21 protein-coding genes and 1 other RNA gene are annotated in these 23107 nt (G+C 38.0%); 4 read left to right on the top strand and 18 right to left on the bottom strand.

Translation table 11 applies throughout. From position 1 onward, the window contains the following. Positions 1-5: 5 nt before the first annotated feature. The 4 genes from AB3I27_RS09650 to tadA form a co-directional block, all read right to left on the bottom strand. On the bottom strand, positions 6-683 hold the full coding sequence (locus AB3I27_RS09650) for a YutD family protein (protein ID WP_002310188.1): 678 nt from the start codon (positions 681-683) through the stop codon (positions 6-8). Between the two features lie 36 nt (positions 684-719). After that, entirely contained in the window at positions 720-2105 is a 1386-nt protein-coding gene (locus AB3I27_RS09645; RefSeq protein WP_002310187.1) for a bifunctional UDP-sugar hydrolase/5'-nucleotidase, read from the bottom strand. 220 nt (positions 2106-2325) lie between these two features. Next, an RNA gene (ffs, locus tag AB3I27_RS09640) (signal recognition particle sRNA small type) lies at positions 2326-2410 on the bottom strand. Positions 2411-2432: 22 nt separating this feature from the next. Next, positions 2433-2948, bottom strand: a complete 516-nt coding sequence (gene tadA / locus AB3I27_RS09635; protein ID WP_002344017.1) for a tRNA adenosine(34) deaminase TadA — start codon at positions 2946-2948, stop codon at positions 2433-2435. Between the two features lie 106 nt (positions 2949-3054). On the opposite strand from tadA, the gene AB3I27_RS09630 reads away from it, so the two are divergent. Then, positions 3055-3912, top strand: coding sequence for a helix-turn-helix domain-containing protein (locus AB3I27_RS09630; RefSeq protein WP_002310185.1), 858 nt, complete (start codon positions 3055-3057; stop codon positions 3910-3912). An 81-nt stretch (positions 3913-3993) separates the two neighbouring features. On the opposite strand, the gene AB3I27_RS09625 is transcribed toward AB3I27_RS09630, so the two are convergent. The 3 genes from AB3I27_RS09625 to AB3I27_RS09615 all read right to left on the bottom strand — a co-directional run bounded on the left by AB3I27_RS09625 (position 3994) and on the right by AB3I27_RS09615 (position 6389). After that, entirely contained in the window at positions 3994-4329 is a 336-nt protein-coding gene (locus AB3I27_RS09625) for a hypothetical protein (protein ID WP_002291007.1), read from the bottom strand. Positions 4330-4404: 75 nt separating this feature from the next. Continuing rightward, positions 4405-5775: an RsmF rRNA methyltransferase first C-terminal domain-containing protein gene (locus AB3I27_RS09620; RefSeq protein ID WP_002310183.1), complete on the bottom strand. Its 1371-nt coding sequence runs from the start codon at positions 5773-5775 to the stop codon at positions 4405-4407. Positions 5776-5852: 77 nt separating this feature from the next. Next, positions 5853-6389, bottom strand: coding sequence for a TetR/AcrR family transcriptional regulator (locus AB3I27_RS09615; RefSeq protein ID WP_002310182.1), 537 nt, complete (start codon positions 6387-6389; stop codon positions 5853-5855). A 319-nt stretch (positions 6390-6708) separates the two neighbouring features. Here AB3I27_RS09615 and AB3I27_RS09610 point away from each other — a divergent pair, with 319 nt between their 5' ends. Beyond that, positions 6709-8199, top strand: a complete 1491-nt coding sequence (locus tag AB3I27_RS09610; RefSeq protein WP_002347750.1) for a helix-turn-helix domain-containing protein — start codon at positions 6709-6711, stop codon at positions 8197-8199. Positions 8200-8356: 157 nt separating this feature from the next. On the opposite strand, the gene AB3I27_RS09605 is transcribed toward AB3I27_RS09610, so the two are convergent. The 7 genes from AB3I27_RS09605 to AB3I27_RS09575 all read right to left on the bottom strand — a co-directional run bounded on the left by AB3I27_RS09605 (position 8357) and on the right by AB3I27_RS09575 (position 15086). Next, positions 8357-9064, bottom strand: coding sequence for a zinc metallopeptidase (locus tag AB3I27_RS09605; protein WP_002310178.1), 708 nt, complete (start codon positions 9062-9064; stop codon positions 8357-8359). A gap of 78 nt (positions 9065-9142) precedes the next feature. Further along, positions 9143-9481, bottom strand: a complete 339-nt coding sequence (locus AB3I27_RS09600) for a zinc ribbon domain-containing protein YjdM (protein ID WP_002291014.1) — start codon at positions 9479-9481, stop codon at positions 9143-9145. A gap of 111 nt (positions 9482-9592) precedes the next feature. After that, positions 9593-10555: a bifunctional oligoribonuclease/PAP phosphatase NrnA gene (locus AB3I27_RS09595; protein ID WP_002291016.1), complete on the bottom strand. Its 963-nt coding sequence runs from the start codon at positions 10553-10555 to the stop codon at positions 9593-9595. A 14-nt stretch (positions 10556-10569) separates the two neighbouring features. Further along, positions 10570-11901 (bottom strand): DRTGG domain-containing protein, encoded by a 1332-nt coding sequence (locus tag AB3I27_RS09590; RefSeq protein WP_002310176.1) that lies wholly within the window; start codon positions 11899-11901, stop codon positions 10570-10572. 7 nt (positions 11902-11908) lie between these two features. After that, positions 11909-12589, bottom strand: coding sequence for a metal-dependent hydrolase (locus AB3I27_RS09585; RefSeq protein ID WP_002310175.1), 681 nt, complete (start codon positions 12587-12589; stop codon positions 11909-11911). A gap of 213 nt (positions 12590-12802) precedes the next feature. After that, on the bottom strand, positions 12803-13282 hold the full coding sequence (locus AB3I27_RS09580; RefSeq protein ID WP_073490485.1) for a YbaK/EbsC family protein: 480 nt from the start codon (positions 13280-13282) through the stop codon (positions 12803-12805). Between the two features lie 124 nt (positions 13283-13406). Next, a complete protein-coding gene (locus tag AB3I27_RS09575) occupies positions 13407-15086 on the bottom strand; it encodes a ribonuclease J (protein ID WP_104760010.1) in 1680 nt (559 codons plus the stop codon). 547 nt (positions 15087-15633) lie between these two features. On the opposite strand from AB3I27_RS09575, the gene AB3I27_RS09570 reads away from it, so the two are divergent. Continuing rightward, the gene (locus tag AB3I27_RS09570; protein WP_065772655.1) at positions 15634-17130 is read left to right on the top strand and encodes an ABC transporter permease; all 1497 of its coding nucleotides are present in this window, start codon (positions 15634-15636) and stop codon (positions 17128-17130) included. Between the two features lie 12 nt (positions 17131-17142). Then, positions 17143-17805 (top strand): ABC transporter ATP-binding protein, encoded by a 663-nt coding sequence (locus tag AB3I27_RS09565; protein ID WP_047928053.1) that lies wholly within the window; start codon positions 17143-17145, stop codon positions 17803-17805. Positions 17806-17904: 99 nt separating this feature from the next. Here the strand turns inward: AB3I27_RS09565 and AB3I27_RS09560 are convergent, their stop codons facing one another. From AB3I27_RS09560 to AB3I27_RS09545, 4 genes are all read right to left on the bottom strand, one after another. Beyond that, the gene (locus AB3I27_RS09560; protein WP_002291027.1) at positions 17905-18108 is read right to left on the bottom strand and encodes a CsbD family protein; all 204 of its coding nucleotides are present in this window, start codon (positions 18106-18108) and stop codon (positions 17905-17907) included. Between the two features lie 111 nt (positions 18109-18219). Next, the gene (gene iadA, locus AB3I27_RS09555; RefSeq protein ID WP_002310168.1) at positions 18220-19404 is read right to left on the bottom strand and encodes a beta-aspartyl-peptidase; all 1185 of its coding nucleotides are present in this window, start codon (positions 19402-19404) and stop codon (positions 18220-18222) included. Between the two features lie 159 nt (positions 19405-19563). Then, positions 19564-21303 carry a putative basic amino acid antiporter YfcC gene (gene yfcC / locus AB3I27_RS09550; RefSeq protein ID WP_002291032.1) on the bottom strand — a complete coding sequence of 580 codons (1740 nt, stop codon included), beginning with the start codon at positions 21301-21303 and terminating at the stop codon, positions 19564-19566. 774 nt (positions 21304-22077) lie between these two features. Continuing rightward, the gene (locus AB3I27_RS09545) at positions 22078-22692 is read right to left on the bottom strand and encodes an SIS domain-containing protein (RefSeq protein ID WP_104760007.1); all 615 of its coding nucleotides are present in this window, start codon (positions 22690-22692) and stop codon (positions 22078-22080) included. Positions 22693-23107 lie beyond the last annotated feature (415 nt).

Raw genomic sequence — 23107 nt, 5'->3', positions numbered from 1 at the left:
ATCCACTACTCTTCCCTTTTTCTTATCGTAAATGCTGTTTTTGTTTTTTCCACTTGATTAGATTGTTCTTGTTTTTTTACTTTTTCAGAGGTTTTTGCTGACTCTGTTTTTCGATTTTTAATAACCGGTTTTTTACGATTAGATGTGACTGGTCCTTTTTTCTCATCGATATACGCACGATTATGGTTTTTTTTCTTTTTTCGGCGCTGAGTTGTCTTTTCTTTTTTACCGCCGATTCTTTCGATGACAAAATACGCACAACCAAAATTGCAATATTCGTAAAGATAGTCTTCCAATGAATCAATTCGCTGATCCGGATGCGCCCGTCGATTATCCGCTCGGAAGAATCCTTTTAAACGTAGTTGTTCATAACCCCAATCTCCTACGATATAATCATATCGGGCTAGTACATCACTGTATCGTTCTCCCAGTTTTTCTGCATTAAATCCTTCACGATAATCGGACACAAGCCGATAATGTCTTTCGCCTACCAAAAAATTACTGTCATCTAACAGCGTCACTACTTCACCTTTGACTTTTTCTGCTTTCGGCTCCTCGACGATTTCTTCCAAAGCAGCTGTCAGTTCTTCTGTGACTGTTGTTTCCTGTTCAGCTGATGATTTTTTCTTAGCAATTTCTGTTTTATGCTCAACGTTCTGCTGTTCATTTTGTTTTGCAGACATGCGTTCACCACCTATCTTTTTTATTATACCTTGTTTTTATTTGATTGGGTAGTGAGCTTTCAAGTAATCTCCTACCACGCTTCGGATAAATTCAGGAAACAAAAATTCATTTTTTCCAACAATTTCGATCGTTGGAAAAAATGGGACAAACATTAGATGATCGACGGTAGTAAAAGTATAATTTTTAGTCGGATCGACTGGCTTATTCTTCCAAAAAACTTGATGGTTAACGGAGTCATACATGATTCCATTATAGACCATCTGTCCAAAAATCTTGCCGCGAAATCCCATTCCCTTCATCGGATAGTTACGTAAAAACTGACGATTTTTTTCTATTTCTAAAACTAAACGAATCAGATCATTTCCACCCAATGTGACATTCAGCAAGTGCATTGGATGTGGCAATGCCGTGTGAAGCTGATCCTGGTTGACCCGACCTTTTGGAATTTCAGTTAAAAACAGACCACTGTTTAATATTGCGGCGTCCGTCTTTCCTCGTTCTTTTACCGCCTCAAGGGCTACTTGGATAAACGAATGCTCACTGAAGATATCTAGGCTTAAAGAAAACGGCAAATCCGCTACTTCTTTTTCTTTTAGCAGCTCATGCCCTTGTTCTAAGTAACCGTTTACCTCTTGTTCATCTTCTGTAAAAGCTGTCATTGTTTCTGTAGGGATGGCTTTGGCCGAATGCTTAAGGATTTTTTTTTCTTCATCGATGGTTAAATGGACTTCTCCTACATATTGACCGTATTTGCCAGCTGCTGCTATTTGGACATCGTTGACTACATGACCTTCTCTGAATAAATGATGGGTGTGCGAACCTAAAATAACATCAATTGCTGGTATTTCTTTTGCAATTTGTAAATCATCTTGAATCCCGAGATGACTCATCAAAACTAAAACATCCACTTGTGGACGTAAATCTTCGACTAATTCCGGCAAAATATCATATGGATTGCGTATGTCCCAGCCATTTGGATTATACGTAAGCGGGAACGGGGCAGTAAATGCAATCAAGCCAATTTTTGTCTGGTGTTTCGTTGTAATGATTTTATATGGTTTCGTCCATATCGGTGGCTGCAACGTATTTTTATCGAACAAGTTATCAAGGATGATATCAAACTCAGCATGATCATATAAGTGGTTTAGATCTTCTTTGGAATTTCCTACGCCTTCATTGTTTCCTATCGTCGCTGCATCATAACCAACTTCATTCATCAGCAAGATATTCGCCTGTCCATTCGTTGCCTCTGATAATGGATGCCAACGATCCACAAAATCACCTAGATCGACTGCAATCGTTGTCGTATTTTCTTTCTTTTCGTTTTCTCGTTTACGCTGATCTAAGAATCTTCTGATCCTTGGCCAATTTTCTAAATGTGAATGCAGATCATTCGTATGTAAAATCACTATTTTTTCCATGTGTCCTCTCGCCTCTCTTTATCTTCATCATACCACAGGCAGCTTTTTCTTCCATTGAAACAAGCTCCATTTCAGAGCTTTTCCTGTCTCGAAGCAAATTACATAAGTATAATATTCGATAAAATAGTCTGGCTAAAAGAACGAAAAACTATTCAGTTTTACAGCCTAATTATTTCTAGAAATAAAAAAAAAACAGACCCGAAAGTCTGTCGTCGTTTCATTATAATCAGACACATGGCGGAACCTGCTTAGTGCTGCTTCCTTCCAGACCTGACACGCTTCACAAGCCCACCATTGTCCTAGCCTTTCGGCAAAGAATAGTATACCTTATTTTTCATTCGTTGACCAGTCTTTTTTTAATTTCTTTTTTCGCTGACGTAGCTTTCGGAAAAAGTCAGTCAAAACCCTTCCGCATTCGTCTTCTAAAATGCCACCTTCTACATACGCTTGATGGTTGAATCGTTCGTCTTCCAAAAGATTCATCAAAGTGCCGGCTGTTCCGCCTTTCGGGTCATATGCACCGAAATAAACTTCTGCTACACGAGACAAAATCATCGCGCCACTGCACATAGGGCAAGGTTCCAAGGTAACAAAAAGCGACGCATTTTCTAAGCGCCAACTTCCAACTTTTTCACAGGCTTCCTTGATTGCAAACATTTCTGCATGTGTAGTAGCATCTTGTGTCGTTTCTCTAAGGTTATATCCTTTTCCAATCACTTCTCCCTCTAATACAACCACTGCTCCAATCGGAACTTCATGGAGCACTTCTGCTTTTTTTGCTTCTGCCAATGCAAGGCGCATCCATTTTTCTTTATCTACTGCATCAAGATTTGTATTAACCAATTAACCTTCCCTGCCTTTGTTTTTTCTTGTTTTACTTTAGCATATGACAAAAAGGCTGTAACTAACTTTTTTTTCTATGGTAAAATAAATACAAGAGGTGAACAAGATGAAAATGAATAAATTACTTGCTCTTTACCCACAAGCACAGAAAAAAAACTGTCCAGCGTCAGAAGCTGATATCCTTTCTTTTGCAGTTGATGATGCTTTTATTTGGATTAAAAGCGATTCACTATCCCAACAAGAAACTAGTCTTTTGAAAGCGTTATTCCCTATAGTCAGCGATCAAAAAAAACATCCGTGGTATCACTATCTTTTTAAAGATGCTTCTTGCATCCAAGAAAAAAGCTTTCGTTTGATCCAGCTTCACGTCGAATCGAAAGGAGAATTCTTAAAAAAAGAATGGCAAGATACTATTTTGGAATTATTTCGCTATTCTGCTGATTTCTTCTTTTATACAGACACTGATGCTCTCTTGATCGAACAAAAAAATTGTGATTATCTTGATGCTGCTGAGATCAATGGTATTTTTCTATCTTTAGATGCTGATTTTGATACGACAACATCTGTATTCGTTGGTTCTTTTCATTCACCAGGTAGCGACCTTGTCCCTTTGTTTGCTGAAGAAAGAAGAATTTTTTTAACAGAGCAAAACAATCTCTATACTCACAGCCGTACTTTTTCTATGCAAGATGTTGCTTTACATTACTATACAAAAGATGTCATGAAAGATAGTGCGTTGATCAAAAGTTACATAGAACTGATCAAACAAAATGAAATGGAAGAGATCATTCAAGAATTATGGAATGAATTAGGTAATGTCAGCTCTGCTGCAAAAACGCTGTTTCTTCATCGGAATACGCTAAAATATCGAATCGAAAAATTTCAAGAACAATCAGGTTTCAATCTAAAAAAAGCCAATGATTTACTGTTTTGCTACCTTTTATTGATTCATGAGCATGATTAAAGATAAGTTAAAGGGGTTATGACAATAAATTTTGTCACAACCCCTTATTTCAAATGAATAGTGTTCAAAAGCTAGTTTCTCTTACATCATTTTTTCAACAAAATGCATAAGCCGATCTTTTACGTCTTCGGTTGAGTCTTTGATGGAATCACCGTAAACAGAGATTTTCTTTTTTCCTGATTTTATTTTTGCTAACATCCCCATCAAAGAATCCAAGTCACTATCTGACAGATCATCTACGATTTCCATCAATTTTTCATTTCCATCGAATTTGTCGTGGACGAATTTTTTTACTTTTGTCCGAGTAGTCATATGATGGATCTTTTCCATTACTTTTCCCGATACGACGACTGCTGTCGCTACACTGGCAGCGGCTGCTACGCTTAATCCAATTGTTACTTTTGTTGATGTTTTCATAAGTATCAGCTCCTTTTTATCTACTTCAATCATAGCATAGACAAAAAAATAAACGAACTAATCCACTCATCGAAATCAGCGAAATCTTAATCCTTTAGGAAAAAAGTTCTTTACTGTTCCTTTTACTTGTTTACCAAAACCGACAGGTATCTTATCCAATACTAATAAAACCCATCCTTGATCCCCATCACGTTGAAATGTTTCTCCTGCTGTGTAAGATTGCCATTCCTTTTGAGTGATCGACAAACAAGGGATGTTTTCTGTCTTTTTCATAGCAAGTGCTAAGGCATAGCTAGGTTCAAATCGATTCTTTTTGAAATCTCCTAAATGCAAACCTGTACGCATGACTTTCAAACCATCAAGAGAAGGGAGCAACTCAGGAACTTCCCAAAGATGATCGTTGAACACTAAAAGTCTCCCAGTGATTTCATAATGGAAATCCATTGAAAATTCCGTCCAAAGTTTTTCCTGTTCTTTTGTCAATTCTTCTTTCCGTTTCTTACGTACTTTCTTTTCTTTACGTGTTGGGTTTTGTCCATGAAAAGTCAACTTTGCGACAAAATGCCCTTCTCCTTGATTTTCATGAGGCCATATACGTACTGTTTTGTCCAAACCATCTACGCTTCCCCATTCAGGACGTCCTGAACTAACGGTTTGAGACAAAGGGATTTCTTCAATTGTTACTGGATAATTTTCTACAAGCCAGCTAATAATCTCTTCATTTTCTTCTGGTGCAAACGTACAGGTAGAGTAGATCAGCTGCCCTTCATGTTTTAGCATCTTTATTGCTGAAGACAAAATCTCTTGCTGACGTTTTTGACAGTGTAGCGGAGATTCTTCTGTCCACTCTTTTACTGCATTCGGATCTTTTCTGAACATCCCTTCCCCTGAACAAGGCGCATCAACCACGATCCGATCAAAAAAACCGGAAAAATGAGGAACAAGCTCTGCAGGTGCATGATTTGTCACTATTGCGTTCGAAACTCCCCATCGTTCTATATTTTCTGATAGGATCTTCGCGCGTTTCGGAAATATCTCATTTGACACTAACAACCCTTTGCCTCTCATTTGAGCAGCTAATTGGGTCGATTTACCGCCGGGAGCCGCACACAAATCCAACACTTTTTCTCCTGGTTTTGCTGCAGCAGCTGTTCCAACGATCATTGCACTTGGTTCTTGGCTATATTCGTACCCAGCTTGATGGAGGAAAGACTTTCCATTCACAGTGCCAAGAAATCCCTCATTGCTGTAGGGAGCGGGTTGCAATTCTTCGCTATGGTAAGTTTGAACCATAGCCAATCCTGCCGGTTTTAGTGGGTTCCACCGAAATCCTTTTTTTGCGCTTCCTTGCTCAAGTGCGCAAAAAAATTCAGTTGATTCTTCTCCTAAAAGAAGACGATATTTTTTGATAAATTGCTGTGGTAACGTTGTAGCTTCCTCCTTCATTCAAATGTTTCGTTAGACATTTTACAATCTTTTTTACGAAAAATAAAGGTGGCTGATCTACTTTTTCATGTTGCTTCCTAAGATAACTGTTCCTTTAAGATACTTTCCAAGTATTCATCCGTCACCTCATTTTTATCCCAAACAGCGTTCATCGTTTCAAAAAAATCTTGAGAAAAATTATCTGAGCTCAAACTTCCCAATGCATTAAGCCAAAGCAATTCAAGCAACTTTTCCTCTTTGATTTTCGTGTGGCCTTTGATGTATGAGAAAAATGGCCGTTTAAATAGCGAATTCATGTCTAATTCAGATTTTGCAATGATTCCACGGATACTTTCATGGATAGAAAAAAAATCTTTCAGCAAGTAGACTGTGCTTAGAACATCATTGGAATTGCATTCAGCTAAGTATCGTTCAAAGCAAACAGTGATTTCTTCTAATATTTTCTCCTTTAACCCGCTGATCGATTTGAAATGTGTATAAATCGGATATGTAGAGCACCCGCAGAAATCCGCCAAATCTCTTGCAGTAATTGATTTCATTCCATATTCTTCCACATATACCATACTTTTGAACAGCAAATATTCTTTACTATAATTTGTTACTCTCCCCATCATTCTTACCTCCGTCCCTCTTCATCTACCCTCTAATAAATAACGTACAAAATTAAAAAAAAAGTGAAATAATCACTGATAATCTTCATAATCACTTTAGATATATCCATTAAAAATCAAGTATATTTACTTATGATACAAGAAAACCTTGACAAAAAGCCCTATGAAATAAACAATAGAATAAACAAGGTGATAACAAGATTTAAATAACAATATATACAAACAAAAGGCGATACTCTGTAAGAATAACACACACTGAAATGACTTTCCACTCACAGTTTTTGTCTAACTATATACAAAAACAGAATAAAAGGAGGCTATTATGTTAATTGAAGCAAGAAAAAAAGAGTTGCTTGTTCTGCACAGGGTCATTCAAAAAAAAAATTGTTCTTTACAGGAATTAGCCAATGAATTGCATATTCCAAAACGAACAATCAAAGAGTTGATTCGGAAAGTAAATTTTTCGCTCAAGCAATTTTTATTGATGGAGGAATTTATTTATTCTAACCATAAAGGAGAGATCTACACCAAAGAAACCGATCAGTCTAAAAAGCTAGCTGTATTTTATAAGTTAAGATTACGCTACCTACAAGAATCCAATCGTTTTAATTATTTAATGTTGCTGATTAATTATCCACAATCTGCTGTACCAAAAAAGTATTTACTTGAACAACTTTATATATCGCCCTCCTATCTCGAAAAGCTGACAAAACAACTCAATCATTCATTAAATAAATTCCATTTAAGGATCGTATCTGTACAAAACTGCTGTGTTCTTGAAGGAAACGAATTATCTATCCGCCTTTATCTTTATTTTTTTCTTTCAGATACATTCGAAGGAGACGATTGGCCGTTTTCCTCTCTTGAATTAAATACACTAAAAAAGAAAAGTAAGGATGAGCACAGAGAAAAAAATCCAAAACAAGAAAAAAACATCTATTTATTACTTGCTTTATTCATATGTCGTAACAGACAACAGGCACGTTTTTCGAAAATTTCTCCTGAAATTACTGAATTAATGGATTTGTTGCAGCGTACACATGATTATTCAGAATGCTTTACTTCTTTTTCAGCGATTTATCCCTGTGAAGAGGTAGAAACGGAAAGAGCCTACTTCAATTATTTTTTCTATTGTTTTTTTCCAAATCAAATTTCATTCCAACAAAAACAGGTGATTGGTTTCTTATTTTCCACAAGCAAAAACCTTATTTGCCAACAAGTCGATCAATTGATGACTTACTTAACTCAACAGTTTCCTATCAATCATTTGGAAGACAAAAAACCGATCTATTTTTATTTTCTCGTACTAGCAGTTATTCTTTTGGAACTGTTAGGTGAATCTAGCAGTAGCTTTTCTACACTCTGTTTTCCAGAAACTACCTCCAATCAAACGGCTTCTTTTATACAGGAAAAAAAATTAAGAGAAAAAATCGACACAATTTTTTCAAACTCTAGAAAAAAAGTTCAATTAAGTCAATACCTTATTCAATTGATCCAACACTTATTACACACAGAAATGAAAGAACAATTACTCATCCACTTGCAGATAACCAAACCATTCACAGGGAATTACCATCTGCAAGATCATTTACAGAAACTATTTCGCAATGAAGCAATCAAGATTATCGAATGTCCTAAACATGCTGATTTGATTATTACAGATCAACATGAGAAAATATCAGCTGAAACGGAAACTTTCTATCTAGATACAAACCACGATACAGTATTATTCGGTGAGTTGATAAAAGCGATTCAAGAACTGTATATGAAAAAAAGATATGAGAATAAAACAAAGAGCGTGGGACAAAAGTAAAGAACACTTTTGTCTCACGCTCTAAACACGTATAAACGGCGGAAGCAGAAGCAACTCCTTCGGAAATAAGCTGAAATTCACAAAAATTTGAAAAGTAATTTTCGTGAATTCCTTCTTATTTCTTGGAGTTAAACGCTTCTGTCCCAGCCTCTTTATGTTAATCTCTTCGGTTGCCGCCGAACAATAAAATCAAGCGCAACAGCTGAAGGAATGTCGAAAGCGCTGCTGCAACGTAAGTCAATGCCGCTGCAAACAATACGTGTCTTGCCATCGGTACTTCTTCTTCCGTCAGCAGTCCGCCCTCACTCAAAATTTGGATTGCTCGACGAGATGCATTGAATTCAACTGGTAATGTCACCAATTGAAAGAGTAACGCTAAAGAAAAAGCAAAAATCCCGATATTGATCAACGTAGAGTTCCAACTAAGCAATACACCTACCATAATCAATGGGAACGAAATCATCGAACCAAAGTTAGCTGCGGGAACAAGTGCCGCACGGATCTTCAATGGGACATACCCCGAAGCATCTTGAACCGCATGTCCGCATTCATGAGCTGCTACACCTATCGCAGCAACTGAAGTAGATTGTGCAGTCGCTTGAGACAGGCTCAGCATCTTATTACCTGAATTGTAGTTATCTGTGAGATCTCCGGCAATTTGTTGAACGCCAACATCATTTATTTGTTGGCTTTGCAATATATATTGTGCTGCTTGTGTACCAGTCACGTTGTTTTTGCTTCTCACTTGATCATATTTGCGGAAAGTACTATTGACATAAGCTGACGCAATTCCGGAAATGACTAATCCAAGAATGACCAAAAGAAATGTCGGATCTAAAAAACCATACATTCCATAACCATACATTGTCGTTTCACTCCTTTTTGTTTCCTTTATTTTATCATTAGTAGCAAGAAAAGAATGTGAAAAGACCTTGAATATTCTTTAATTCTTTTTCACAAATTCCGATTTCAGTTTCATCGGTCCAAATCCTTCTACCTTGCAATCGATATTATGGTCGCCTTCTACTAAGCGGATGTTCTTGACTTTCGTTCCTTGTTTAATGGCACCTGATGCACCTTTTACTTTCAAATCTTTGATCACTGTCACGCTATCACCTTCTGACAGACGGTTTCCATTTGCATCTAATACCACTAATCCGTCTTCTATGACAGTTTTTTGCTCTTCTTTGCTCCATTCGTTCCCACATTCTGGGCAAATCAACAAACCTCGATCTTCATATGTGTACTCTGAGCCGCATTCTGGGCAATTTGGTAATGTCATCTTCTTTCTCCTTTAAAATCTTTAGTGAGCACTATTGTAACGGAAAAAGAAGATGTTGAAAAGATACATTTGTGATTTTTACCACAAAAGGAACGTTTTCGAATGAAGTTGTTACTTCGTTTCTCTACTCTTATACGATTGGCAAATGTCTTGAATCTCTTTATAGATTTCCTCTACTTCTGCTAAATCTTTTGCATTCGCACCACTTGCTAATGGGTGGCCTCCCCCATGATGGCGTTTCGCTAACTCATTGATGACTGGTCCCTTAGAACGTAAGCGTACGCGGTAATGTCCTGAAGGTTGCTGAACAAAAATACCCCAAGCTAGTACTTCGTCGATCACTCCAGGAAGAGAAACGATTGAAGCCGTCTCTGAATCATCGATGCCATATTTATCAAGAATTTCTTGCGGAAGGATTATTCTTCCTGCACCATTTTCATCCACCTGGATATTTTGATAAAGATAACCGGAAAGTTTAGCGACTTTCATCGGCATTTGCTCAATCTCTCTATTCAAAGCACTTGCATCAAATGGATAATTTCTCAATATCGATGCAATCTCTAATGTACGGGACGTCGTGGAGGGATACAAAAAGCGCCCTGTATCTCCGACGATTCCCGCATAAAGCAACCGTGCAGCTTCCACGTTCATCTTAAATAATTCAGGAAACATCAAAGCAAATTCTGCAATCATCTCACTACAACTGCTTGCTTTTGTATTTACCCACACAAGATCTCCATAAGGGTCATCATTGGGATGATGATCAATTTTGATCAGCTTTTCTGCTAACTGATATCTTTGATCACTGATTCTAGGTGAATTAGCTGTATCGGTCACGATGACTAGCGCTCCTTGATAAAAGGCATCTTCAACTTCTTGCATTTCTGCTAAAAAGCGAAGACCTTCAATCGTTTCACCTACTTGTCGTATTTCTTTTTCTGGGAAACTTTCCCGTAATAGTTCGGCTAATCCTACTTGTGATCCTAACGCATCAGGATCAGGGCGCAAATGCCTGTGGATAATGATTTTATCGTATTTTTTTATTGTATCTACTATTTCTTGCTGTACTGTCATTTCACTCCTGCTTTCTAAGAACGTTCCATTACTTGACAAACAACGATTGCTTTGGAAACGATGGTATTTTCAATAAATACTTCGATATCCAATTTAGCGGAACGTCTGCCGATTTCCAATACACGTGGACGAATGTCCAACTCGCTTTCCAATTGGATCAGCCGCAAATAATGTAGGTTCACTTGTTCAATCAAGATGTTTCGTTTTTGGTTCATCACCATTGTTTTTTGTGCGACATCAGAAATGATTTCGCTAAGCACGCCAAAAGAAATGGTTCCAACACCATTGACCATTTGTGGTGTCACTACAAATTTGAACTTAGGATTTTCCAAACGATTCCCTTCACGATCGGTATCAATCGTATGGATATTTCCAGATATCTGATCTGAAATCGTATCTGCAATCTGCGGTTGTCGCTGGACAAGCTGCATCGCTTTCATTACATCTTGCCGGGTAATCAAGCCTTCCAATGTCAAGTCATCGGAGACGACCGGCATGACCTCCAGCCCATCCCAGATCATTTGATGACTAACAGAAGCAATACTCATTGTTTTCTTTACACTAATTGGTTCTTTCGTCATCACTCGATCAATGATCTGATTTGGTGATTTCCCTAAAACGTCTTTTGCCGTAACGATCCCCATCAAACGGTGATGGCGATTAACGACTGGAAAACGTGAATGTTGCGTTTCTTCTGACAAACGTTGATAATCAGAAATCGTATCCATCTGATGCAAATAATGTGTCTTTTCCGCCGGCATGTAGATATCGCTAACAAGCATGATATCTTTTTTGATCAATTGGTCACTTAACGCTCGGTTGATCATGGTAGCGACTGTAAATGTATCATAAGAAGTGCGCAAGATTGGCATTTCAAGTTCATCGGCTAGCTTTGCAATCTCAGTAGTCGTATTGAATCCTCCTGTGATCAATACTGCAGCGCCATCTTCCAATGCTAATTTTTGGACTTCCGCCCGATTGCCAACGATCATCAGTGATCCTGGTGTAATATAGCGTTCCATGGCATGTTTAGTCATCGCACCAATGACAAATTTATTCAAGACCTTGTCTAATCCTGCCGAGCCACCTAAAACGTCCCCCTCAATAATCCTGACGACTTCGCCAAATGTCAAACGTTCAATATGTTTTTTTAATTTACGTTCGATACGGATCGTACCTACTCGTTGAATCGTTGAAACTAGTCCGACATTTTCCGCATCTTTGATTGCACGGTACGCTGTTCCTTCACTGACATTCAATTCTTTTGCGATGCTTCTTACAGAAATTCGATTGCCCACAGGTAAACTTTCAATATATTCTAAAATTAAATCATGTTTTGTCGCCATTTTCTGCCTACACTTCCAGCGTTTCCGAGACGCTCATTATTTTTCCTTCGCTATCTTCCAGTAATGCTACAAAAGATTCAGGATCTTGTTCAATGACAGGGAACGTATTGAAATGGATTGGAACGACTTTCTTGGCACGAATTGTTTGTGCAGCCCGAGCCGCATCCTCTGGTCCCATCGTATAGTTATCACCAATCGGCAAGAAAGCAACATCAATATCGAACTCTTCTGCAAGCAATCCTAAATCACTGAAATAAGCTGTATCTCCTGCATGATAAATCGTTTTGCCTTCTGCTTGGATAATGATTCCGCTAGGCTCACCCATATACTGAACGATACCGTCTACTTCATAGCTTGAACTATGCTGTGCATGTACGAATTTTACTGTGCCGAATGGAAATGCATGTTTTCCGCCGATATTCATACCGAAAGAATCTACTCCTCTGCTATTTGCATAATCAGCAATCTCAACAATACTAATAATCGTGGCTTGATTTTCTTTTGCAATAGGAATCATATCTCCTATATGGTCACTATGTCCATGAGTAATCAGCAACCAATCTGTCTTTACTTCTTCTGCAGTTAAATCTGACAACGGGTTTCCTGTAATAAACGGGTCAATCATCACACGTTGGCCATTTTCCATTTCAATCGTTAAACAAGAATGTCCATGATACGTAATTTTCATATTCTACACCTCACGTTTTCTCTGTATCTTTTTTATTAAAACCGATTTCATTACTTGCACATCAATGAAAAAATATAGTTAATAAATATATTTTCATTGGATTGATAGTACAGTATGCACAAAGCAATTGTAACAGATAATACAGGATGCACCAAGTACCAAGCAGATATAATCTCAAGTTTGAGCTCTCTGCTTGGCTCCCCTTCTCGTCACTTAACTAATTAAATCAGCGTAAATAGGATGGACGATTTTTTCTAAATCAGTTACTTTTATTTGGAGGCTTCTCCCGATTTCACCGCTCGACACAATCACTTCTTCTTTTTCTTTTAAAGAACTGTCTGCTAAAAAACAATAATCAGGATGTGCGAGTTTTATTCCAATAGGGGTATTCGCTCCGTGAGGATATCCGGTATGTGTTAAGACAAAATCCATCCCAGGAAAACCGACTTTACGATCGTTCGTCACTTGTCTCGTTTTTTTATAATCTAAATGATCATTCAAAGGAATCAATGCGATGATCACCCCAGTTTTGTTCCCTTTTACTACGAGAGTTTTACATATCAAAGCTGGATCAATCCCTCTTTTTTGTAGTTCTTCTGTGAAAGATCCCTCTACTATATGACTAAAATCAAGTGGTTGATAGCTGATTTTTTGTTCTTCTAAATAACGTTCGACTTTTGTTTGACTCATCATTGATCCACTCCCTTTATTCTATCGTTTATTATAAAGCGAAGGATACTGTATTCAAAAATCATTTGTTTCCCTCAAAAAAAGAGCAAGACGAGCACTCTATAGGGAGAGCCATCTTACTCTTTGTTTATTTCTTATTTCGACGTTGAGTAGCTTCCATAATGACTGGCAAGATCACAGGACGTCGTTTTGTTTGTTCAAATAAGTAACGACCTAATTGATCACGAATGTCTTGCTTTAATTTGCTCCACTCAAAATCATTGCTTTCTAAGTGTTTCTCAACGATTGTTTCAATCATATTGCTACTTTCTTTCATCAGATCACGGCTAGCTTTTACGTAAACGAATCCTCGTGAAGTGATTTGAGGTTTTGAGATGATTTTCTTCTCTCTTCGGCTGATAGTGACAACCGCTACGAAAATCCCATCTTCTGATAAGATTTTCCGATCACGTAAAACAATGTTTCCGATATCGCCTATGCCTAAACCATCAATCATTACATTTTCTGCACTTGTAATTCCTGCAACACTCATACGCTTATTCTTATATTCCAGCACATCTCCGCGTCCAGTAATATAGATATTTTTGTAAGGCATCCCTACTGCATGAGCCAAATCTGCGTGAGCAGCTAATTCCCGATATTCCCCTTGAACTGGCACAAAATATGTCGGCTTCATCAAATTGATCATCAATTGCAAATCATTAGGATTGGCATGACCAGAAACACGCATATTCTCAGAGATCAATTTCACTGTTCCACCAGCTCGATAAATGATATCTTCCGTTTTCGCCACGATTGTTTCCATCGCGATGCTTGGCGTAGTAGTGATATAAACCAAATCGCCTTCTTCGATCTTGACATTACGGTGTGTGCCGTTTGCCATTTTTTGCAGAGACTTGATGGGTTCACCCATTCGGCCAGTTTCTAAAATGATCAGTTCTTCTGGATCATAGTTTTTCATGTCTTTCAATGTAACAAGTAAATCTTCACTTGGTAATTGAAGTTTTTCTAAACGCATCGCTGTTCGAATAATTCGTTCAAAATCTTGACCAGTCAAGACAACTTTTCGTTGTGCTTTTTCTGCTGCGTCCAATACTTGTTGCACTCGTTGCAAATTACTTGCTACACAGGCGACGATGATGCGTCCTTCCCAATATTTGATTGTATCAAATACTTCATCTGCTATCTGAGCTTCAGAAGCTACTGGTTGAGGATTCTCTGCATTTGCCGATTCACTCAGTAAAGCTAAGACTCCTTCTTTGCCGATTTCTGCCAATCGTGCATAATCTGTTTGATACATCGGGATAGCCGTTTGATCAAATTTAAAATCTCCCGTATAAACGATACTACCTTCTTTTGTTTTCAGATTGATCCCCACTGAATCTGGTATCGTGTGAGTGGTACGGAAAAAGCTCACTACTGTTTCACCAAAGTCGATTTCTGTATGCTCATCTACCACATGGAAATCCTTAAATCCTTTGGCTGCTTCGTTACGACTGACATTCAATTTTGCTAACTCGATCGTCAACTCCGTTCCAAATACTGGTACAGAAATTTTCGACAACAAGTAGGGAAGCGCCCCGATCGCATCTGCGTGCCCATGTGTTAAAAAGACACCAGCTACACGATCAATGTTTTCTTCTAAATACGTAAAATCTGGGATGACGACGTCGATCCCCAACAACTCATTTTCAGGATATTTTAGCCCACAATCTAATATGAAAATATCCTCGCCCACTTCTGCGACATACATGTTTTTTCCATTTTCGCGAACGCCGCCTAATGGGATAATTTTAATGGTACTCACAAATTTCACCTCTTCTTATGACATCCAAGTTTAAAGATGTCGATTTTCTTCTTTATCTAAATTTACGAGCCATTCCAATGAAGCACATGCAAAATCACTAGTTCTCAACTTATGGAGAATCAGCAGGAAAATTACCAGCACATCCGCGTTCTGACAGTTGGTTGGGCATTTTATTTTGGATATACTTCATTAACAAAATGGATCTTTTGCGAAACGCTATAGCCAGAATACTTATATGAGTATTCGGCTGTTCCCCATTATTATACAACAAATGAACTAAATCGCTAGTATCAGCAATTGTTAGAATCACTAAACAAATGAAAATTCCTCTGTAACATCTAGGATTTCTTTTGCTGTTTCTCTTTCATCTCTTCTTCGTCGGTTTGAAACATACTTTTTTCATTTTACCACATTTTTTGCAATAACTATAGTGACTTTTTATATATGCAGAACCTCGTGTTGATGATGTGCAAACAGCATAAGATTTAAGCTAGCTTTAAGATTGGTTGTCTATTATCAAATGCATCTACTAGGAGGGATGCAAGATATGAATTTTATGAAACGTGCATGGAAAAGTACAAAAGTAAAATGGGGACGTTCATTGTTATTGTTTGCCGTGTTCACAGCCATTCTTATTTTTGTGCTAGCTGGCCTCACGATTCGAAGCGCTGCAGAAGAAGCAGCGAATCAAGCACAAAAAGAAGTTGGAGCAACAGTGACTTTAAGTGCCAATCGAGAAGCTTCATTTAAAAAACAGGAACAAACTTCTTCAAGCAATTCTACCGCTGAAGAACGTCCAGATCCGGGCAGTTTTTCTCTTACCCCAGTATCCTTAACGGACGCGGAAAAAATAGCTAAATTAGATAATGTAAAAAGCTATTCCTTTGAAAGTTCCGCCTCAGCTATGGCAAAAGATGGAATAACTGCCATCACTAGTTCTGATTCAAGTGAAGACAGTTCAGAAACTACCGATGCAGGCGGTGGTCCTGCCGGAGGAATGGGCGGAAATCCGCAAATGACTCAAGCAGATTTCCAAATCAGCGGTGTGTCAGCAACTGCACAAAATAGTACTTTTTCTGATGGAACAGCAAAAATCACGGATGGTGAAGGAATAGATGACAGCGACAAAGGCACAAACAACGTAGTCATTGATTCTACGCTAGCAGAAGCAAATGACCTGACAGTCGGAGATACTTTCACAATCACGAGTACTGAAGATGAAGATACCACTTATGAAATGACGGTCAAAGGAATTTATGAATCTAGCGAAACAAGTAGCAGTATGGGTATGAAATTCAACTTCATGAATCCGTCGAATACACTTTACACCTCTTATACTTTTGCAAATGAATTAAATGGGACATCTGACGATAACACGATAGATTCTGCTATTTACACTCTATCTGATCCAGATGAAATGGATGAGTTTCTCGAAAAAGCAGAGAAGCTGATCGACACAGATACATTTAGCTTACAATCAAATGATTCCATGTATCAGTCAATGTTGGAACCTTTAAACAATGTGGCAAGTTTTTCTAAAAATGTTGTTTTACTAGTGGCTGTAGCCGGCATTATCATACTTACTCTTATTATTATGATTACCATCCGGGAGCGTCGGCATGAGTTAGGCGTCTTGTTATCTTTAGGAGAATCCAGAAGTAAAATCATTCTCCAATTGTTTACCGAAGTTGCTATTTGTATGATTCTTGCATTAGGAGTTGCTTCGATTAGCGGGAACGTCGTCGCGAATGCCGTGGGGCAGCAGCTACTTGACCAACAGACAGAAACCACGACACAAGACCAACAAGCTCCTGGCGGTGGACAAATGCCAGGTAACGAACAAGGCGGTCAGCGTGGTGGTCAGCAAGGAAACACGAATAATCCATTTGCTGTTTCTGATCAAGTCAGCGAATTGGAAATCAATGTCAAACCTACACAATTAGGACTACTAGCCGGAGTAGCATTTGGAATCAGCCTGCTTTCTGTCTTTTTAGCTTCTATAGGGATATTAAGGTTAAACCCAAGAAAAATCCTATTAAATTAAAGGAGGAATTTGATGTTACGGACAGAACAATTGGGATTTTGGTATCAAGATCCGCAAGATGCGCTTTATAAAGATGTAGAACTGAATTTCGAAGCTGGAAAAATGTACGCTATTTTAGGAGCAAGTGGTTCTGGAAAAACGACTTTTCTTTCGCTTATTTCCGGATTAGATACACCAAAAGAAGGAAAGGTATACTATCAGGATCGTTCACTGAACAAAATCGGGTTAAGAAGTTATCGTCAAAATGATGTCTCGATTATTTTCCAAGCTTATAACTTGCTTCCTTATTTATCAGCTCTAGACAATGTCATAACAGCAATGGAGATTACTAAAACCAAACAAGAAAATTATCGTCAAGTTGCTTTAGATCGACTAGCTCGTGTAGGAATTGATGAAGTATTAGCAAAAAAACAGGTGACCAAACTTTCAGGAGGTCAGCAACAGCGAGTCGCTATCGTTCGTGCTATCTGTTGCGAACATCAACTGATTGTAGCTGATGAACCTACTGGGAATCTGGATGAGACCGCATCACAAGATATCGTTAAACTTTTCCAAGAAATCGCCCATGAACAAAATCGCTGTATTATCATCGTGACCCATGAGGTCGAAGTAGCAAAAAGCTGCGATGAAGTCTTTGAACTAAAAAATAAAGAATTTCAAAAAATAGAAGTTTAAAAAACAGGATAACTTTTAAACAAAAAATCCGAACCATATCTATGAAGCAGATACGGTTCGGATTTCTATTTGCTTGATTCATTTAGTAATGAACGTTGTTTATTTGTTTTCATCTTTTCGAGAGAATTTGTCTTTGATTTCATCGCCCAAATCACGAGCTTTTTCTTTGATATCAGAACCTAGTGATTGTGCTTTTCCTTCTGTTTCTTTGCTCTTGTCGTCTGTTGCTTTGCCGTATGCTTCTTTTCCTTTACCGACTACTTTGTCTTTCATGTCTTTAGAACGTCCTTTTAAATCTGCCATTGTGTTTCCTCCTCTTAATTTGTTTATTGATCTACTTTCAGGGTAACATCAACAACAGATACAGACAAACAGAACGCTCGTTTTCTAAAAAAGGATGCGTCAGATAGTGAATCAAAAACTTTTTTCGAAAGTTCCCCATACTTTGACTTCTTTTTCTTGGATCATTATTTCTCCTTTAGCAATAACTGTATCGATATCAAGCGTTTCTTTGTCCAAAATACACAAGTCTGCATCTGCGCCAATTTCAATTTTTCCTTTTTTATCCAATTTCAATATACGTGCTGGGTTACTGGTTATAGCTCGCAAGGCGATTTCCAGAGGAATATTTTCCTTTTGCACAGCTTCTTTGATCCCTACTAGCAATGCCTTAGCACTTCCTACTCCTAGCCCTAGGAAATGATTGTTTTCATCAAAATAAGGCAAGCTTCCTTGTCCATCTGAGGTCATCGTGAAATTATCTAAAGAAACATCTTCCTCAATCAATCGTTTCAGTGCTTTACTGAAGCGCACTTCCCCATCTGTCTTCTCCCAAAAATCAGGATCTTCGCTAGCGGTGAAGTCAATCGTGCCGCCACGTTTAGCAAATGCCACGCAAGCTTCAAATAATTCTGGTGTACGATTCGCATGAGTAGGCAAAAACTGTGTGATCGGAATTTCTGTTTCTTCTACAATTCGTGTCAATAACTCTAGCTTTCTTTTTCCTCCGCCTAAGTGGACATTGATGATCCCAGCTTTTCCCGACAACATGCCTCCTACACGAGCGTCTGCTGCTGCACGGGCGAACTCTTCAAAACTTGGCTGAGAAGAACGGTGATCGGATACTGCGATTTCTCCGATTCCGATGATTTTATCGATTGTTAAAAAGTCTTTGATGATCGAATCTGTTACTGTTTTTACCGGCAATCGGTACGAACCCTCGTACACATAAGTAGAGATTCCTTCTGCTTCAAGTCCTTTCGCTTTGCTGATCAAAGCAGTCATATCACGACCTTCTCCGTCTGTTCCCAAGCAACCGACAACTGTCGTTACACCAGCTGTAGTCAATTGACTTAATGTAACTTCTGGTGTTCGGTTTTGATAACCGCCTTCTCCTCCTCCGCCTAAAATATGGAAATGACAGTCAATGAAACCTGGAGTCAGTACTTTCCCCTCACCTGAAAGTTCTTCTACTTCTACTCCTTCGTAGCCGCCTTCTAGCTGTTCTTCTACAGCCAAAATCTTCCCACCGGCAATCAATACGTCCATTTTTCCTAAGTAATCTGGTGCAAACACTTCAATTTGTCGGATGATCTTCATACATTTTTCCTCTTTCTTTAAGTATAGCTGATGATAGGATCTTAAAAAATAATCCAAACGATAGAATCTTTACTCCTTTGATTTTACCGTAAAATAACGGTTCTTGGAGTCATTTGTCTACTGTTTGGATTACTTTTTTATTTACTTATGTCTCCAGTACTACTGCAGACCGATCGCAATAGCAATCATGATGAAAATAGTTCCCAAAACAAACAGGAATCCTTGCATCTTGATTTGGAACCTTGCCCATTTTGCCCATTCGATTCGTGCAACACCTAACACACCAATCAAGCTAGCTGATACGGGCGTAAAAGCATCCATGAAACCAGAACCAAGCTGATAAGCAAGAACTGCTACTTGTCTAGATACACCGACTAAATCTGCCAATGGAGCCATAATCGGCATGGTCAAAGCTGCTTGTCCTGAATTTGATGTAACAACTAAGTTGAACAAACTTTGGAAGATGTACATCGCCCAAGCGCCAATGACAGCTGGCACACCGGTCAATGCCGTCCCGATTCCATGCAAAATCGTATTCAAAGCTGAAGGAACAGACGCATCGGATCCACCTAAGACGAGAAGGATTCCTTTGGCCATCCCTACTACGATTGCTGTACCAGCTAAATCAGCTGCACCAGATTGGAAAGAAGAAGCGATGTCATTGACTTTCATTCCATCTAGTTTGAAAAGAACAGCAATGATTCCGGCAACTAATCCCATCACAAAGAATTGAGAAGCGATTTCGGGGATGTAATAGCCTTTTTGAGTCACGCCCCAAACGATCCAAACAAGAACAGCTAACATCTCTACTAAAATCAGTTTATGGCCAAGCATGAATTTTTTATTTTCATCAGATGTCTTTTTGATATGAGAACGAAAATAATCATCTGATTTGTAAGTCAACGAACTTTCCGGTTTTTTACGGATTTTTTCTGCATATATCATCATATATCCAGCTGCTAAGGCAGTAACAACTACCCACATAATCAATCGAAATGTCGCACCAGACAACACTGGGATTCCAGCAATCCCTTGAGCCACAGCTACGCTAAACGGACTCATCCAAGAGGTCGCATTTCCGACTTGAGATGCGACATAAGTCACGGTTACTGCTACGATCGAGTCATATCCTAAGGCAATGACGAATGGAACCATCACCATTGAGAATGGAATTACCTCTTCTGCCATCCCAAATGTAGCGCCCCCGAATGAAAAAGCAAAGAATAATAGCGGTAAAGCTAAACGCTCCAGTCCCTTCGTTTTACTGATAAACGCATAGATTCCTGCATCAATCGCTCCGGTACGCATAATAATACCAAAAGCACCTCCGACAACAAGGATCAATGCAGCAATTCCTACAGCAGATCCATATTTATCTCCAGATACTAGACCTTCAAAAACAAAATTTAAGAAGCCAAAGCCACCAAAATCGTCTGTTCCCCATATTTTGGCTGTTTTATGCAATTTTTTAGAAGTATCATAGATATTTTCGCCATACTCATCATAAAGAACATCATCTGTTAAGGAAATTTCATCTAGTTTTTCTTGCGTAAGATTTTTTTCTCCGTCAGCAATGACTTTTTCCAATCCTTTTTCAGGAACATCCAATTTTTCACGTTCTGCTGGATGGTCTTGCAGTTCTTCTAATTGATCAAATACATACGATTTATCCAGCTCGTAAGCATAACGGAAGGAATCTTGGCGTAAAACAGTACGAGTACTTGTTTCGCCATTCGCATCTTTATATTCAATGTCTTGCGTGCTGAACTTTCCTGCTGGTACGACAAAAGTCAGTATCCATGCAAAGATGACTACACCAAAAATAATGACATACGTATGCGGTGTCGATAATTTAGTGAAGTCACGTTTCGGTTTTCCTGAAGAATTTGTTTTCTTCAAATTTATTTCTTCCTTTCTTTTCTCAGTAATTTTGATGAATAAAAAATGGATAATCAAATGAATTATACAGTAAAAATGTCAATTCCACATGAATAATTTATTAGAAAATCACTTTTTTCTATTTTGCTTTTTTTCTCATATGTATGACTATTTTTTTCTTTTTCCATTTATATTGAGTATTTTATTTCTCTGTTTTTCCTTAACATTCTTTTTTTATTTTTAGATTAGCGGAAATCCCGTCCTGATTTTTTCATTTTATAATCGTGAATAAATTGTATTTCATTGCAAAAAAACAAAAAATAATAATAAATATCCATCTCATATCTTTCATTTTTTGTATATTTTCTTTCTATTAGAAAAAGGAATATTCTTCGACAATTTTGTTATATCAGGTAAACTTCATTGCAATAATGATAACAAATGTACTATAATTACGTTGTAAAGAGTTTTGGGGAAGACTCTTTCATCAACGTGTATTAAGAGACAAGAAAGAATCCGAATGGATTCTTTCTTGTCTCTTTTTCCGCTATTTTTTTGTCTATCTAGCATTACATATTTTTGTAGCTCTTTTTTTCTCATTGTGAAACAACTTATAAAAATAACGCACTTTCGAAAAAAAAGGCTGACCTCTGGAACTAAACAAACTTAAAATAACGAAAAAATAAAAAATGATCATTACTGCTCTTCTTTAAAAATCGTTTTCTTTGTTTCAAACACTCCATATTTACGTGGAACACCATTTTTTTTAAGAAAATTTGGTCATTATGTGGAAAACTATTTTCCTCTTGTTTCCTGAACTAGCTGTTTTGCTGTAAAATACAAAACTTGTTGAAGCAAAAAGATCGTTGCAAGAGAGGCTGTTCCACAGATTGCTGGATCTAAATTCGGCAAAGTCAAGACTGCATCATGCAGATTGGCATGGTTATCCAAAACTAAATCAGCAAATTCAAATAATCTCAAACCACTGCTATGCTGGGACTTGATGCTTCGTGACAAATCAAACCCAGTAACAATGATCAAAGGATGTCCATTTTCTTTGATCCATTGAGCCAACTCAATGATTGCTGGATTTCTTCCTTCATTCGAAAGAAGAAGAAAAATGTCTTCTGGTTTGACAGAAAGCTCATCAATAATCGCTTGTCCTGCCCCTTCTAGCGTTTCATAGACACCTCCGGCTGGGTTTTCAATCAATATACTTGGCACAAGGTCCGGTGTTTGATCCCAAAATTCAAATGCTACACCACTTAGTGTGCGGCTAGCATATATCTGCAATCTGCCGCCTTGATTGTTTTGTTTCGCAATCCAAGTTCCTGCTTGAACCATCAACGGCTCTTCTATCCTTAATTTCTCTTCCAATTGGTAATAATAGTCAAAATAACATAAACTCATTTTTCTCTCCCGCCTAGCTATACTTGACATGAATAGAAACAGCTGCCTAATCTAAGGAACTACATAAAAAACAGAAGATAAACAGTAACACATGCGGTCTTTGCTGTTTCAAACGCAAAAAAGGTATTGAACGAATACGCCCAATACCTTGACATAGCAAATAAAACAACGTGCAGACCATAGAAAATCTCTACATAGGGGTAGAATTTTCCCCTTAGATTAGGTACAATAAATAAGGTCGATGCACTGCATTGACTATGGCAAAATGATCGGTCAGGGTGTATGAGTGTGACTGGTCATTCCCTGATTCTTAGCGCCAACTAAGGGTCAGGGAGCCTTTTTTTATTCAGCTGTTTCTATCTGAACTCATTGTAAGTAATCTCTTATTCAAGTGCAAGTACGAAAATACAAAAAA

The organism is Enterococcus sp. C46 (assembly GCF_040887565.1).
In the GTDB taxonomy this organism is placed as follows: domain Bacteria; phylum Bacillota; class Bacilli; order Lactobacillales; family Enterococcaceae; genus Enterococcus_B; species Enterococcus_B lactis.
This window is presented reverse-complemented; position numbering and strand designations above follow the sequence as displayed.